This window comes from Jiangella endophytica (assembly GCF_003427025.1).
GTDB classification, from domain to species: domain Bacteria; phylum Actinomycetota; class Actinomycetes; order Jiangellales; family Jiangellaceae; genus Jiangella; species Jiangella endophytica.
Window position 1 is genome coordinate 1 of record NZ_QVAI01000001.1, and the last position, 14,075, is coordinate 14,075.

Below are 14,075 nucleotides of genomic sequence, written 5' to 3' on the forward strand. Positions count from 1 at the left end.
CCCGCCCCCGCCGCCGGAGACGCCCGGCAACCCGCCGAGCGACCCGCCCAGCGACGACGACGACAACGGCGGCGGTAACGGTGGCGGTGGCGACGACCTCGCCGACACCGGCAACGGCACCTCCGCACTGCTCCTGCTCGCCGGCGCACTCCTCATCATCACCGGCGGCACCGCCCTCGCGGTCACCCGCCGCCGCACCGGAACAGGAGGCCTGACCGGCTGACGGGGGAACCGCGGGGCCGGCTCCGGCCGGTCCCGCGGGCCGACGTTGCGAAGGGCCCGGCCGCCGACGACCTCGGCGGCCGGGTCTTTCGCGCGCTTGGCGAAGGCCGGCTCTGTCGAGCGCCCGCCGGCGACGACACTGGGGCGCGTGCGGCATTGGCTCTTGTGCGCTTGCGGGCGTTCGCGCGGGTGTCGGCGGAGTCCGGGCCTTTCGCGCGCTCGCGTGCGGGCGAACCCGCCCGGCTGGGTGGGTCACCCACCCCTATGGGCGGGCACCGACAAGCGCCGAACCGCCGAACGCCGAACCGCCGAGACGCTCAGGCGTCGACCGTCGTGGCGGCCTCGAGGTAGGCGGCGCGCAGCGCTTTCCGGGCCCGCGCCGCCAGGCTGGAGACCGCGTTCGGCGTCATCGCGAGCCGGGTGCCCAGCTCAGAGGGCGAATACCGCTCGACGTCGACCAGCCAGAGCACGTGCCGCCAGCGGGCCGGCAGGCTGGCCAGCGCGGCCGCCACTCGGCTCGCGTCGCCGGGTTCGCCGGGGCGGCCGAGCAGCGCGTCCCAGGCGGCCGGGTCCTGGACGGCGACGGTGCGGCCGCGGGCGGTCGAGTGCCGGTAGGCCAGCCGCTTCACCGTCGACAACACGTAGCCGGGGAACGACGAGCGCGGCCCACGTCCGGCCCGGACCGCGTTCAGCACGAGGCAGAACGTCTCCTGGACCAGGTCGTCGGCGGTGTGCCGGTCGCGCACGATGTGCTGGGCCGCTCGGTGGGCCATCGGCGCGGTCTTCTCGTAGAGGATCCCGAAGGCGTCGTCGTCGCCGTCGTGGGCCCGGTCCAGCAGGATCGCGAACTCCTGGTGATCCCACTCTTCGGTCATGACAAAGAACCTGGAGGCAGCGGGGGTTCCCGCGCGTCGGCACTCCCCGCAGATCTTGCTACGGGGAAACACGATGATGCGACGAATCACCGCAAAAACCACGCCATCTTCTGCTTCCGTGGGTCTGGTCGCGAGGGGGCTCACGCACGGGCCGGGATGGTTGAGGGACAAGTGCTGCCAGGGCAACCCGGATCCCTCGACCATCCATCGCCATCGACAGTCGCGCCCTCGCCCACCCACAGATGTGTCAGGAAGCCCGCAACCAGCTCAGGGGGCGGGCGGCAGGATCGCCAGCGCCCGGGCCACCGTGACGGCCTCGTAGCGGTCGGCAGCGCCGAGCTTGCGGTAGAGCGAGCGCGCCGTCGTCTTCAGCGTGTTGCCGGAGATGTACATCGACTTGGCGATCTCGCTGAGGGTGTCCGGGCCGTCCAGCGACAGCAGCACCTCGGTCTCGCGTTCGGACAGCGTGGGCGCGCCGCCGGTGTTGGCCCGGTGCAGCGCGGCCAGCTCGACCGCCAGCGTGCTCAGCGGCCCCGACGGAGGCAGCGGCAGGTCGCCGGTGGTCAGCGCCGTCCGCAGCGCCGGCGGCAGCAGCAGCGGCCGCCGGGAGCCGGTGCGCTCGACCAGAGCGAGCAGCTGGTGGAGGTCGCCGTCGGCGGTGACGCCGCGTTGCAGGGCGCTCTCGACGTGCAGGGCGTAGACGTCGGCGCGGACGGTCAGCGGGACGGCACCGAGGTCGCCCAGCGCCGCCAGCTCACGGCCGGCCGTCAGCGGGTCGTCGGCGGCCAGCAGCGCCCGGGCCCGCGCGACGGTGAGCAGCGCGACGTGCCGGGGCGGAGCGACCGCGGTCTCGAGCACGTCCGTCGCGGCCTTCGGGTCGTCGCGGGCCAGCAGGGCGTACGCGCGGGCGATCGTCGCGAGCAGGCGGTTGAACGGGAGCCGGTTGGTGTCGTAGTCGTCGCCGGTGAGCAGTTCGGCGTGTCCGGCGGCGGTGCGGTCGCCGGCCAGCAGGGCGAGCACCGCCCACGCGACCGCCAGCCGGCCGGCCGGCGGCACGGCGTCGCGGTCGACTCGGCGCTGCGCCCGGTGCAGCCGTTCGGCCACCCCGGCGGTGCGCCCGTGCTCGAGGTCGAGCGCACCGCGGGTGAGATGCACGTGGTCGGTGAACTGGTTGTCGGCCCAGCCGTGCCGCCGCGCGATCTCCGCCGCCGACCGCGACTGCCGGGCCGCGCCGGCGAGGTCGCCGCGCAGCAGCGAGGTGTACGAGCGCAGCGCCTCGCTGTTGGCCTCGTGCCAGGCGATGCCGTGGTGCCGGGCCTGCGTGGCGGTGTGGCCGAGGATGGTCTCGGCGGCGTCGAGGTCGCCGGCGGCCAGCCGGTTGGCGCCGGTCTGCCAGTCGAAGTAGACGACGCGGTCGAGGTGCTCGCGCAGCTCGCCGTCGGTGGCGGCGTCGATCAGCGCGCGGCCGCGCCGCTCGACGGCGAACGCGGCGGCGGAGTCGCCGCGCGCCCGGGCCAGCACCATCTGGAAGCACCGGATGGTCAGCAGCGTGCCGCTCAGCGTGTGCTGGTCGACCAGCCGGTCGGCCTGGGCCACCCGGCGGGCGAACGTGTCGAGGTCGGGCGGCGGCGCGACCGCGGAGATGGCCGCCAGCAGCAGGAGCACCGGGTCGGCGTCGATGACGTCGTCGGGCAGCGTGTTCACCGCCGGTAGCAGGTCGTCGAACTGGCCGCGGGCGACAGCCGGCTCCCAGCTGGCCCGCACCACGCTGCCGGCGGTCGCCTTGTCCAGCGAGGAGTCGACCACCAGCGGCAGCGCGTCGGTCGTGCGGCCGCGGGAGACCAGCAGGCGGACGGCCCGGGTCACCAGGTCGGTGCGCCGGCCCGGTTGCTCGAGGTCGAGCTGCGCGAGCAGGCAGCGGCGCACCGGCAGCGGCAGCCGCCAGTGGCCGTCGTCGGAGGCGGGCACCAGCCGGCCGGCCGTGACCCATCGGTCGATCAGCGTGGCCGCGTAGGCCGGCAGCGCCTGGTCCTCCAGCAGCAGCGCCAGCACGGTCGCGTCGAACCGAGGAGCGGCGGCGGCGTCGGTGAGCAGGGCACGGTCGGCGGGGCCGAGGTCGCCGAGCACCTCGATGCGGACGAAGCGGTCGATCAGGTCGTGCAGCTTGCGCTCGGACAGCGTGGCGTCGGGCCGCCGGGTGCGCAGCCACGCGACCACCAGGGCCGGCCAGCCGTCCGCGGCCTGGTCCAGGTCGGCGAGGTCGTCGGCGGACAGCGCGACCCGGAACCGGGTGGCCAGCTGCTGGACCTCGGAGGCGTCGAACAGCAGATCCGCCAGCCCGACGAGCTGAATGGTGCCGTCGAGCATCCGGTCGGCCGTCACCCAGCCGGGGAGTGTCCGGGTGCTCAGCAGCAGCCGGGTGTCGTGGTCGCGTACGGATCGCAGTGCCGCACGCACGCCCTCGCCGTCGGGTCTGACGACGTCGTCGAGCAGGATCGTCGGCGGGTCGGCGGCGTCGTCGGTGATCGCGTGAGCCAGGATGTCGTCGACGACCGCGCCGAGGTCGTCGACGCCGTCCGAATCGACCCGCGCCACGCGGCCCGGACCGAGCCGGCGGGCGACGTCGTCGAGCAACAATGACTTGCCCAGCCCGGGCGGGCCCTGGACGACGACGATGGGTGCGGCATCGCGCCTGGTCAGTGGCTCGCTCAGGCGTGGCCGGGACAGGATGGGGCGTGGCCCCGCCCGCCGGCGGTCGCGCTCGGCACCCTGCATCGCACAGCCTCCCCCTGTCTCCCACCCGAAGACGATCTTAGACTCACCCCCTCCCTCACCCCACGATCCACCCCGGCTCACCCGTCAGCAGTGTCGGCTTCTGCCGTCATGAGGGGGTGCCGGACCGCGATGCTTGGGAGTGAAGATCGCGATGGGGGGCCCGGCGATGGGGTTGGTCGCAGGGTGAGGGGAACGGGTGGAGAAGGAAGTACGCGACGCGTTGATCGGTCGCGACAGTGAACAGACCAGGATCCGGGAAGTCCTGCTGAGGTTGGCGGCCGACGAGGGGGGCGCGGTCGTCGTGGAGGGCGCCGACGGCGTCGGCAAGAGCGCGCTCGTGCGCGCCGTGTCCGACGACGCTCGCGCCGGACGCCTGACCGGACTCGACGAGGTGACGGTGTCGGCGGTGGTGGCCGCCGACTCCGAGCGCGGCTGGCCGTTCTCGGGGCTGCACCTCGTGCTGTCCGCTGTCGTCGGCTCGTTGGAGCCTGAGCAACAGCGCCAGGCGGCGCGGCTCGTCGACGAGCTCACCACGCAGCTGGACCAGACGGCGTCGGCCTACGAGATCGCCGTCCAGGTGCAGCCGCTGGTGAGCCGCGTCCGGCGGCCGCTGGTGATCGTCATCGACGACGCACACCGCCTCGACCCCCAGTCGCTGGAGGTGGTCGGCTTCGTGGCCCGCCGGGTCGGGACGTCGCCGCTGGTGTTCCTGGTGGTCGTCGACACCGCCGAGCGGGTGCCGCCGCTGCTGGGGCTGCCGTTGATCCGCCTCGGCGAGCTGCCGGCCACCGAGTCGACCGAACTGGTCCGTCGCGCGGCCGGGTCGCATACCCTGCACAGCGTCGCCGCCCGCATCGCCACCCGGGTGGGCGGCAACCCGCGCGCTCTGCTCGACGTCGTCGGCCGCATCCCGGACGTGCAGCTGCTCGGGCAGGTCGAGCTGGACCGGCACCTGCCGCACTCGCCGGTGCTGGAGGCGCTGCAGCTGCCCGAGCTGGGCTCGCTCGACGACGACCAGCGGTTCGCGCTGCTGGTCGCGACCGGCAGCGAGGACCACCGGCTGGCTCCCGTCCTGAACGCGCTCGGCTCGCCGGACGCGCCGCACGTCGCCTGGCTCTTCGCCGAACACATGAATCGTTCTGACGGGACGTTCACGCTGAAGCGCCCGGCCGTCCGCTCGATCATCTGGCAGGCCGCCACCATGGCCGAGCGCGACGCGGCCCACCAGGCGCTGGCCGCGGCGTACGCCGACTCCGACTCGGGCCGGCAGCTCTGGCACCTGGCGCAGACCCGGCACGATCACGACGACGAGCTGGCGACGCGGCTGGAGCGGGTCGCCGCCGAGTCGCTGGTTCGCGGCGAGGTGGAGCGGTCGCTGGCGTTCGCCCGCGAGGCGGTCCGGCTCACGTCCAAGCCCGGCGAGCGGATCGGGCGGCTGCTGCAGGCCGGTCGGTTCGCCGTCCTCGCCGGCCGGCTGGACGAGGCGGTGCACATCGCTCGCGAGCGGTTCCGGCTCGACACCACGCCCGAGCAGCGGGCCGACTTCGCGCTGCTCGAGGTGCGCGCCCGCAACCTGCTCGACGGCGAGGTCGCGACCGGTCTGGTCAGCCGGCACGTCGAGGAGGTCGCGCCGATCGATCCCGCCCGGGCCGCCGCGCTCGACCTCGCGGCCGCGCACGGGCTGGCCGGCCGCATGGAGCAGGCCGAGGCGGCGCGTTTCCTGGCCCTGGCGGAGCGGTTCATCGACGACTTCGACGCCGCCACCCACGCCGCACACCGGCGCACGGCCGCGTTGCTCGCCTCCGTCAGCGGCGAGCTGGACCGGGCGGTGGAGCTGGCCGAGGCCGGTGCCGCCGGCGCCGGTGACCTGTTCGGCGAGGCCGAGTCCAACCTGCTGCACGCGACCGTGCTGGTCCGCGCCGAGCGTTACGGCGAGGCGCGGCGGCTGCTGCGGGCCGTCACCAGCGGTCAGTTCGGCGACTCGCCGCTGCTGCTGCGGGCCGCCTTGGCCGGGCTGGTCCAACTGGAGCTGCGGGCCGGCCGGCTGCGCGAGGCCGCCGCGGCCGCGGCCGCCTGGGACCGCGTCGACGCCGACAGCGCCCACCGCGCGCTGGTACCGGCCTACATGATCCGGGCCAACGCCTACCTGGGCGAGGACGAGGCCGCCTGGGACCGCCGCCGTCAGTCCATCGAGGGGTCGCGGCGGCACGGCGACTCGTGGGCGACCGCCGTCATGCAGTCCGAGACTGGCGCGTTCCTCCTGCTGCTCGGACGGTTCGACGAGGCGATGTCGGTGCTCGACCACGCCCGGCGGCACGCTTTGGAGCACGCCGACCCGTCCATCCTCGCCGTCGAGCCCGACTACGTCGAGGCCTGCGCGCGCAGCGGCGAGCTGGGCCGGGCCCGGGCCGCGCTGGCCGAGTTCGAACTGCGCGCCGGCCGGGTGCCCACGGCGTGGGCGCGGCACACCGTCGCCCGCTGCCGCGCACTGGTCAGCGAGGGCGAGGAGGCGCTGACGCTGTTCAGCGTGGCGGTCGAGACCGCCACCGACACGGTGTCGCCGGTCGAACAGGCCCGCACGCTGCTCTGTTACGGCGAGCGGTTGCGGCGGCTGGGCCGCCGCACCGACGCCCGGTCGTGGCTGCAGCGCACCGTCGTGCTGGCGCAGGAGAGCGGCGCCATCGCATTGGCCGGCCGGGCCGGTCAGGAACTCGGCGCGTCGGGCGGGCCGGTGACGCCGACCACCCGGCTGGCCGACCTCACCGACGCGGAGCAGCGCATCGCCACGCTGGTCGCCAGCGGCCGGCGCAATCGCGAGATCGCCGCCGAACTGTTCGTCTCGGTCCGCACCGTCGAGGCACACCTGGGCCGCATCTTCCGCAAGCTCGGCATCCGCTCGCGCACCGAGCTGACCGGCATCGTCGTCACCGGCATCGACGACGACGGCAGCGGGCCGGGCTGAGCCGCGAAAAAAATCCGGGATCGCCGCGTGCGGATCCGGTGCCCTGACGCCTCCTACATAGTGACGGGTGGGAGGTGCAGGGCAGGCCGGCACATCCGTTCACGGGGGAATCGGCACTCCGCTCCCCGCGAAGCCCCCCTTTTCGGGGGCGGAGTGGCCGTTCCCGATCAGAGCTTCGGCGGGCTGACGTCGGCGGCGAGGTCGACGGCGCGGTCCAGGACCTGCCGGGCGATCTCGCCCAGCGCGATGTCTGCCACGTAGGCCCGCGCGCGCAGCAGCGCGAGCGCGTCGTCAGGCGACAGGCCGAGCCGCGCCACGAGGAAGCCGGTGGCCTGGTGCACCTCGGCGCGACCGGCCCAGACGCCGGTCGGCTCGGCGGCCACCTCGGCGTGGTCGAGGTCGAGCTCGTGCAGCAGCGTCATGCCGACGGCGGTCGCCAGGTGCGTGGTCAGCCCGCTCGCCGGGGCGGGATGACCGGTCCCGGTGCGGTACGCGGAGAGGACGCCGAGCACGTCACCGCAGACCGGGACCGGGACCGCGGCCACCGTCAGCGGCCCGGTCGCGCGCAGAGCCGCCTCGGCGAACAGCGGCCAGGTCCGCGCGGCGTCGCCGGCGCCGATGCCGGCGACCACCGTCCGGCCGGACCGGTACGCGTCGGCGCACGGGCCTTCGCCGAGCACGTCCTGCAGGTTCTCGACCCGCGCGATGACGTCGTCGGTGAAGCAGATGGTGAGCCGCTGCGGCTGCGTGTAGGCGAGCACGATGGCGACACCGTCAGCGCCGAGGACGGAGCGGCAGGTCTCGCCGAGCCGGTCGGCCAGCGGCGCGTCGGGACCGGCGCCGGCGACCGCCTGAGCCAGTCGCGACGTCACCTCGGCTGGTGTGGTCAAGCTGCGGCTCCCGCGGCGGCCGGCGCGCGAGGCCGGTCGCCGGAGCACCACCCTACTGGACTCACTCGCCGACTCCGTGGGCGTCGGGCAGCGCCCGGGTACGTACGACATCGGCCGCGACCTGGCTGAGCTTGATGTTGTTGTCGCGGGAGTGGCGGCGCAGCACCTCGAAGGACTGCGCGGCGTCGAGACCGTACCGCTCCATGAGAATGCCCTGCGCGAAACCGATCTGAGACCGGGCGTCGATGGCTTCGCGCAGGGTCGACGCCCGATGAGCGCTGGCGATCGCGACGGCCGCATGCCGCAGCAGCAGCCGTGCCACCGCGACGTGCCGGTCGGCCGGCTGCTCGGGCAGCTCCCAGAACACGACGACCGCTCCGGCGTAGTGCGGCCCCAGGTCCAGCGGGAGCGCCAGCAGGCTGCGGTAGCCGAGGCCGGCGACGGCCGCGCGCCACCGCTCCCACCGCGGCTCGGTGGCGGTGTCGTCGATGCGGACCGGCGCCTGCGCGGCCAGCGCGGTGAGCGACGGTCCCTCGTCGAGCTCGACCTGGGCGCGGTCGGCCTCGTCCGCGCGGGCGGTGGTGCCGGTGGTCAGCTCGCGCCCGCCGCGAGGACGCAGCAGGGTGGCGCTCGCGGCGTCGCCGCCGACGATCTCCACGCCCTGGTGGACCATGGTGGTCACCGTCGCGTGCAGATCGGGCTGCAGGTAGAGCTGCGACGCCGCGGCGGCGAGCTGCCGGGCGAGGGCGTTGGACGTGGGCTCAGGCTCGGGGAGCGCCTCGAAGGGCATGACCATGAAGACCTCGGTGCGTCGGCCAGGTGCGGCAAAGCAGCCGCCGGCTGACGTCTTAACCAGAGACCGCCAACGTACAGAGCGGCCTCCGGAAAAGACAACTCCTGCCCGCCTGACTAGGCGTTGTCGCCGCGCTCGTCGCCGTCGTCGAGGGCCGGTGTCGGCTCGGCCGCGGCACCGGGGACGCCGGGTCGCCGCCGGAACGTCGCCGTCTGCGGCGCGGGCCGGCCGGACACCCTCGAGACCATTCGCTCGGCGACGGTGCGCAGCTTGAGGTTGTTGTTCTGCGAGTGCTTGCGCAGCAGTGCGAACGCCTCGTCGGCGGTGCACCGCTGCTGCGCCATGAGGATGCCGACGGCCTGGTCGATGACACTGCGGGTGGCGAGCGCCTGCTCGAGCTGTTCCGTCAGCTCGGTGTCGTGCGCCTGGCGCAGGGCGAGCGTCAGCGCCGTCGACGCCTGGGCGGCGAACGTCTCGGCCCGGCGCCGGTTCTGGTCGTCGAACGCCTCGGGCTGGTCGAAGTCGTAGAGGTTCATCGCGCCGATGACGTCGCCGTTCACGACCAGCGGCAGGCTCAGCGACGACCGCACGCCCAGCGTGACGGCGTGGACGCGATACTCCGGCCAGCGCGGGTCGGACCTCTGGTCGGCGATCTCGACCACGTCGCCGGACACGAGCGTGTGCACGCACGGGCCCCAGCCGCCGGTGTACTGGCCCTCGTCGACCTGCGCGGCGCGGGGATCGCTGCTGACGACGGTGCGGGGCCGGCCGTCGTAGGTGGTGGTGATGCCGCACGACGCCGGTGGCTCGACGAGGTCGGCGGCCAGCTTCGCGAGGTCGGTGAGGAACTCCTCGACCCTGGGCGCGTTGAGCAGCAGGTTGTGCACGGCACCGAGGAGCTCGGAGAGGTCGCGGCCCGGCTGTGGCTCGTCGGTCATCGGTTCAGCCCCCGTGACGGGTGATCAGCGATAGCGCTCGATGAGGTCGGCGGCCATGGCCCTGGCCCGCCGCGCGGCGTCGACATCGCCCTCGAGCGCGGCGATGATCGAGCCCTTCATGAGGATCTGCCACGACCGGGCGAACCCCTCGGGGTCGCGCAGACCGGCTTCGGCGGCGCGGCCGGCGACGATCGCGCGCAGGTTGGCCAGGTGCTGGATGCTGGCCTGGCCCAGCGGGTGCGACCGGCCCATCTCGAGCAGCACCGTGATGAAGGCGATGCCGTCGAAGTCGTCGCTGCGGAACCACTCGTCGAACACGTCGAAGATCGCGAGCAGCTGTTCTTCCGGGGTCTCGCCGCGTTTCTGCGACTCGGCCTCGACCAGTCCGATCGTCCACTCGCGTTCCCGGCGGTCCAGGAAGGCCAGGACCAGGTCGTTCTTGGACGGGAAGTGCTTGTAGAAGGTGGCCTTCGCGACGTGGGAGCGTTCGATGACCTCGTCGACGCCGACGCCGAGCACTCCCCGGCGGGCGAACAGCCGGTAGCTGGTCGCCAGGATGCGCTCTCTCGCGGTTGGCGTGGCGCCGGTCGTGTCCGGAGCCTGCATGACCATCGACCATACCCGTTGCACCACGCGGTGTCGCGGGTAGACAGAACCGTCTGTGCAGCAGCGGCTCAGCCGGGTGCGGGCCGGTCCCATCGCAACAGCGCGGCGACGCCGTCGTCGGGCAGCAGCGACGCTGCGGTGAACACCGCCCCCGCACCGGTGGCCGCGGCGGCCGCGAGCACCAGCAGGTCGGACCGCACCGCCGGCGCGGCGTGCACGCCGTCGGGGAGCGGCAGGTACGGGTGGTCGGCCGGGCAGACGGTGTGCCCGGCCGCTCGCTCCTCGTCGAGGACGACGGTGTCGACGCCGGCCTGGACGGTCATGTCCAGCACGTCGGCCAGCCCGACGGCGACGGCGTACTGCCGGCCCAGGTGCTCCTCCAGCCGGGCCGCCGTGCGCCGCTGTCGCTCGTCCACCGTCCGCTCCACGGCGGCGTCGACCTCCGCGACGAACGCCTCGTTCGCGGCGCCCTCGGCGCGGCTGCCGCGCTCGACCTCGACCACCTGCTCGGCGACGTGCTGAGGCAGGCCCGTGCGGATGTCGTGCCGGGCCCGCGGGTCTCCGGCCAGCACGATCAGCGGCGGTTCGGTCCCGGCCAGGCGTTCCAGGTCGGCCACCACCACGCGGGCGTTGAACCGCCACAGTTCGTCGGTGCGGCCGCGCAGGTCGGCCCGCGCCGGGCCGCCGTCAGCCGCATGCTCGATGCCGCCGTCGACGGTGTGGACGACGGCGGGCTCGCGCCCCCAGGAGGCGCAGTGGATCAGGTCGGCCCCGGCCTGGTCGGCCAGGACGACGAGCACCGGCACGGCCAGGTCCCGATAGGCCAGCCACGCCGTCGCGTCGGGCAGCGGGCCCCACGTCAGCGCCTCGTGCCCGGACCAGTGCGGCAGCAGGTCGTCGACCAGCACGCCGTCGCGTCCCGCCACCACGAACCGGGCCGTCTCGCCCGGTGTGCCGGTCGGCTCCAGCAGCCGCTCCACCACCTCCTCCGCGACGGCGTCCGGTGCGCCGGACGCCGCCAGTTCCGTCCGGGCCGCCCTGCCGCGCAGCACCAGTCGTTGCCGTGCGTCCTCCGTCGTCCGGCTGACGTCGAGCAGCGCGCTGGCGAACGGTCCCTGGTGGTCGAGGACGTGGGTGAGAGTGTCCAGTCGCATCGTTTCTCCCTGGTGCGGTGATCGTCCTTCCACTCGCCGTGCTACCCGGTCCGTCCGGCGGCAAACGACCGCGGATGCTTTCGGCGGGGACGGGGTACGGGCCGAGGGACGGAGGTGATCCGTATGCCGAGACAGTGGAGTGACACACGCGAACGGCAGTACGAGCACATCAAGGAAGGCTTGGAGGACCGCGACTACGGCGAGGACCGCGCCGAGGAGATCGCCGCACGCACCGTCAACAAGGAACGCGCGAGGTCCGGCGAGTCCCGCCGGAAGAGCCGTTCGTCCAGCGACGACCTCTCGTCCGGCCGGCGCGGGGGACTGCGCTCGGGCAAGGGTTCGGGTGGGCGGACGAAGGAGCAGCTCTACAACGAGGCCAGGCGGAAGGGCGTCAAGGGCCGCTCCACGATGACGAAGAAACAGCTGGAGAAGGCGGTCGGCCGCTGACGCGGGACCGCACCATGCTCGCCGGGCCGGTGCCGAGGGTCACACCGGCCCGGCGTCCTGTTGACGACGCGTCCGGGCGGGGATAACCTCGCGGCTTCCCATTGACGTGCAGGGGGGCCGGGGGGCCATGGGTATCGGTGCAACACGCCTGCGTACGGGCGTTCTCGTTCTTGTTCCGCTCGCGTTGACGGTGGTCGCGTGCGGGCCCGGTGACGACGGGCAGCGGGCCGCGCCGTCCGCGGCGGCAGCGCCGTCGGCGACCGCGACGCCGTCGCCGAGTCCGACGCCGGTGGTGACGGTCGAGACGGTGACGCAGACGGAGGCGATCCCGTTCGAGCGGGTCAGCGTCGAGGACGACACGATGGACCTCGGCACCTCCGCCGTCACGACCGCCGGGGTGGCCGGCGTGCGAACGCTCACCTACGAGGTCACGTTCACCGACGGAGTCGAGACGGCCCGGGAGCTGTCCGCCGATGAGGTCACGACGGCGCCGGTCGACGAGGTGACGTCGGTGGGGACGTACGAGCCGCCGCCTCCTCCTCCGGAACCCGAGCCTGAGCCGGAACCCGAGCCGGAACCCGAGCCGGAGGACGAGGAGCCGGTGGGTCTCGTCGAGGCGCCGCCGCAGGACGCGGGCTGCGACCCGAACTACAGCGGCTGCGTGCCGATCGACACCGACGTCGACTGCGCCGGTGGCAGCGGCAACGGGCCGTCCTACGTCGACGGGCCGGTCGACGTCATCGGCGAGGACATCTACGGTCTCGACGCGGACGACGACGGGGTCGGCTGCGAGCCGTAGCCGACCCCGTCCGCGTCGCCGCGACGATCAGCGCATCCGGCCGGTCCGCGTCCGGTCGCTGTGCTGCCGCGGATGCGCCGCCCGGCCCGGCACCGCGTGGGGCTGCCGCCGTCGCCGTCGCTCCGCCGGGTGCGTCGGCCGCGCCCGGCCCCGCAGCCCTCGGCTGAGCAGGCCCGGCGTCAGCGACACGGCCGCCGCCGGCACGGCGTCACGCGGCACGACGTACAGCACACCGCGCCCGGGCCGGTCGCGCAGGATGAGCCGGGTGGTCAGCCGGCCCTTCCGCGCCAGCGCCGCGCCCACGATGACGGCGCCCAGCAGCGGCCCGGCGCCGCAGACCACCATGGCGAGGTTCGCGCCGAACTCGTGCGCGATCCACCCGATCATCACACCGGATCCGGCCTGCGCGCCGAACAGCACGAGGATGTACAGCGCCATGACCCGGCCGCGCATGGTGCCCGCGACCGCCGTCTGGACCATCGTGTTGCCGCCGGTCAGGTACAGCAGCGACGCCGCGCCGACGGCGACCAGGACGACGCAGAACAGCGGCAGCGACGCGATGGTGCCGGCCACCATCTGCAGGACGCCGAGCACGCCGGCGGTGTAGACGAGCGTGCGCAGCCGCAGGCTCCGGCGCCGCGTCGAGGCGAGCGCACCGGCGACGGCGCCGGCCGCGAGGCACGAGTTGAGCAGGCCGTAGCCGGCCGACCCGATGTCGAAGACGTCGTCGGCGTACGCGGCGAGCACGGTGGCGAGGTTGATGCCGGTGATCGCGACGAAGCCGACCAGCACGACCGACCACAGGATCACCGGTTTGTCGCCGACGTAGCGCAGTCCCTCGCGCAGCTGCCCGCGGGTGCGGGCGATCGCCGGCGCGGCCGACAGCTCCGACGCGCGCATCGCGACCAGCAGCGCGACGGCGACGACGCCGGCCAGCGCGTTGACGACGAACGACCAGCCCTGGCCGACCAGCGCGATACCGGCGGCCGCCAGCGCGGGGCCGACGAGCGCGCCGAGCTGGAACACGGTCGAGTTGATGCTGATGGCGTTGCGCAGGTGCTGGTGCCCGGCGACCTCCGGGACGAACGCCTGCCGGGCCGGGTTGTCGACGACCGTGGCCACGCCGAGGAAGGCGGCGCTGGTCAGGATGTGCCACGGCTGGATCGCGCCGGTCAGCGTCAGCGTCCCGAGCACGAGCGCGGACAGCGCGAACAGCGACTGGGTGATCATCAGCAGCTTCCGCTTGTCGAACCGGTCGGCGACGACGCCGCCGAACAGGCCGAACACGAGCATCGGCGCGAGCTGCAGGGTGACGGTGAGCCCGACCCAGGCGACATTGCCGGTCAGGCTGAGGATGAGCCAGTCCTGAGCGACGCGCTGCATCCAGCCGCACGTGTTGGTCAGGACCTGGGAGATGACGTAGAGGCGGTAGTTGCGGACCCGCAGCGAGGCGAAGGTGTCGCGCCAGTGCGGGCGGCGGGGATCTGAGTGGGCTGGTGAGGACGGGTGAAGGGCGGCAGGCGCCGGTCTCACGGTGCGGTTCCTTGGGATGGTACGGATGGTTGGGCGTGCGGCGGTCCCGCCACGATGGCAGGACCGTGTTCAACGTTAGGT

General features: G+C 73.8%; 12 protein-coding genes. 4 read left to right on the plus strand and 8 right to left on the minus strand.

Annotation, left to right across the window (positions count from 1 at the left end; all coding sequences use genetic code 11):
• On the plus strand, positions 1-223 hold a 223-nt coding region (locus DZA62_RS00005), incomplete at its 5' end, for an LPXTG cell wall anchor domain-containing protein (protein WP_116946758.1).
• A gap of 316 nt (positions 224-539) precedes the next feature.
• Here the strand turns inward: DZA62_RS00005 and DZA62_RS00010 are convergent.
• Together DZA62_RS00010 and DZA62_RS00015 are read right to left on the minus strand one after the other, a co-directional pair.
• Positions 540-1,097, minus strand: a complete 558-nt coding sequence (locus DZA62_RS00010; RefSeq protein WP_157987375.1) for an RNA polymerase sigma factor — start codon at positions 1,095-1,097, stop codon at positions 540-542.
• Between the two features lie 267 nt (positions 1,098-1,364).
• Positions 1,365-3,872, minus strand: a complete 2,508-nt coding sequence (locus DZA62_RS00015; protein ID WP_116946760.1) for a LuxR C-terminal-related transcriptional regulator — start codon at positions 3,870-3,872, stop codon at positions 1,365-1,367.
• Positions 3,873-4,068: 196 nt separating this feature from the next.
• Here DZA62_RS00015 and DZA62_RS37095 point away from each other — a divergent pair, with 196 nt between their 5' ends.
• Positions 4,069-6,834, plus strand: coding sequence for a helix-turn-helix transcriptional regulator (locus tag DZA62_RS37095; RefSeq protein WP_116946761.1), 2,766 nt, complete (start codon positions 4,069-4,071; stop codon positions 6,832-6,834).
• A 167-nt stretch (positions 6,835-7,001) separates the two neighbouring features.
• Here the strand turns inward: DZA62_RS37095 and DZA62_RS00025 are convergent, their stop codons facing one another.
• The 5 genes from DZA62_RS00025 to DZA62_RS00045 all read right to left on the minus strand — a co-directional run bounded on the left by DZA62_RS00025 (position 7,002) and on the right by DZA62_RS00045 (position 11,215).
• Positions 7,002-7,724: a GAF and ANTAR domain-containing protein gene (locus DZA62_RS00025; protein ID WP_198663266.1), complete on the minus strand. Its 723-nt coding sequence runs from the start codon at positions 7,722-7,724 to the stop codon at positions 7,002-7,004.
• Positions 7,725-7,785: 61 nt separating this feature from the next.
• Positions 7,786-8,520 carry a GAF and ANTAR domain-containing protein gene (locus DZA62_RS00030; protein WP_116946763.1) on the minus strand — a complete coding sequence of 245 codons (735 nt, stop codon included), beginning with the start codon at positions 8,518-8,520 and terminating at the stop codon, positions 7,786-7,788.
• Positions 8,521-8,633: 113 nt separating this feature from the next.
• Positions 8,634-9,455, minus strand: a complete 822-nt coding sequence (locus DZA62_RS00035) for a GAF and ANTAR domain-containing protein (RefSeq protein WP_116946764.1) — start codon at positions 9,453-9,455, stop codon at positions 8,634-8,636.
• Between the two features lie 24 nt (positions 9,456-9,479).
• Positions 9,480-10,061 (minus strand): TetR/AcrR family transcriptional regulator, encoded by a 582-nt coding sequence (locus DZA62_RS00040; protein ID WP_198663267.1) that lies wholly within the window; start codon positions 10,059-10,061, stop codon positions 9,480-9,482.
• 68 nt (positions 10,062-10,129) lie between these two features.
• Positions 10,130-11,215, minus strand: coding sequence for a baeRF2 domain-containing protein (locus DZA62_RS00045; RefSeq protein ID WP_116946766.1), 1,086 nt, complete (start codon positions 11,213-11,215; stop codon positions 10,130-10,132).
• Positions 11,216-11,338: 123 nt separating this feature from the next.
• Between DZA62_RS00045 and DZA62_RS00050 the strand changes: the two genes are divergently transcribed.
• Both DZA62_RS00050 and DZA62_RS00055 read left to right on the plus strand, forming a co-directional pair.
• Entirely contained in the window at positions 11,339-11,662 is a 324-nt protein-coding gene (locus DZA62_RS00050; protein WP_116946767.1) for a plasmid stabilization protein, read from the plus strand.
• Between the two features lie 184 nt (positions 11,663-11,846).
• Complete coding sequence (locus DZA62_RS00055) at positions 11,847-12,461, plus strand: G5 domain-containing protein (protein ID WP_198663268.1); 615 nt, start codon at positions 11,847-11,849, stop codon at positions 12,459-12,461.
• A 27-nt stretch (positions 12,462-12,488) separates the two neighbouring features.
• Here DZA62_RS00055 and DZA62_RS00060 read toward each other — a convergent pair whose 3' ends face one another.
• Positions 12,489-13,994 carry an MFS transporter gene (locus tag DZA62_RS00060; RefSeq protein ID WP_116946769.1) on the minus strand — a complete coding sequence of 502 codons (1,506 nt, stop codon included), beginning with the start codon at positions 13,992-13,994 and terminating at the stop codon, positions 12,489-12,491.
• Positions 13,995-14,075: the final 81 nt, after the last annotated feature.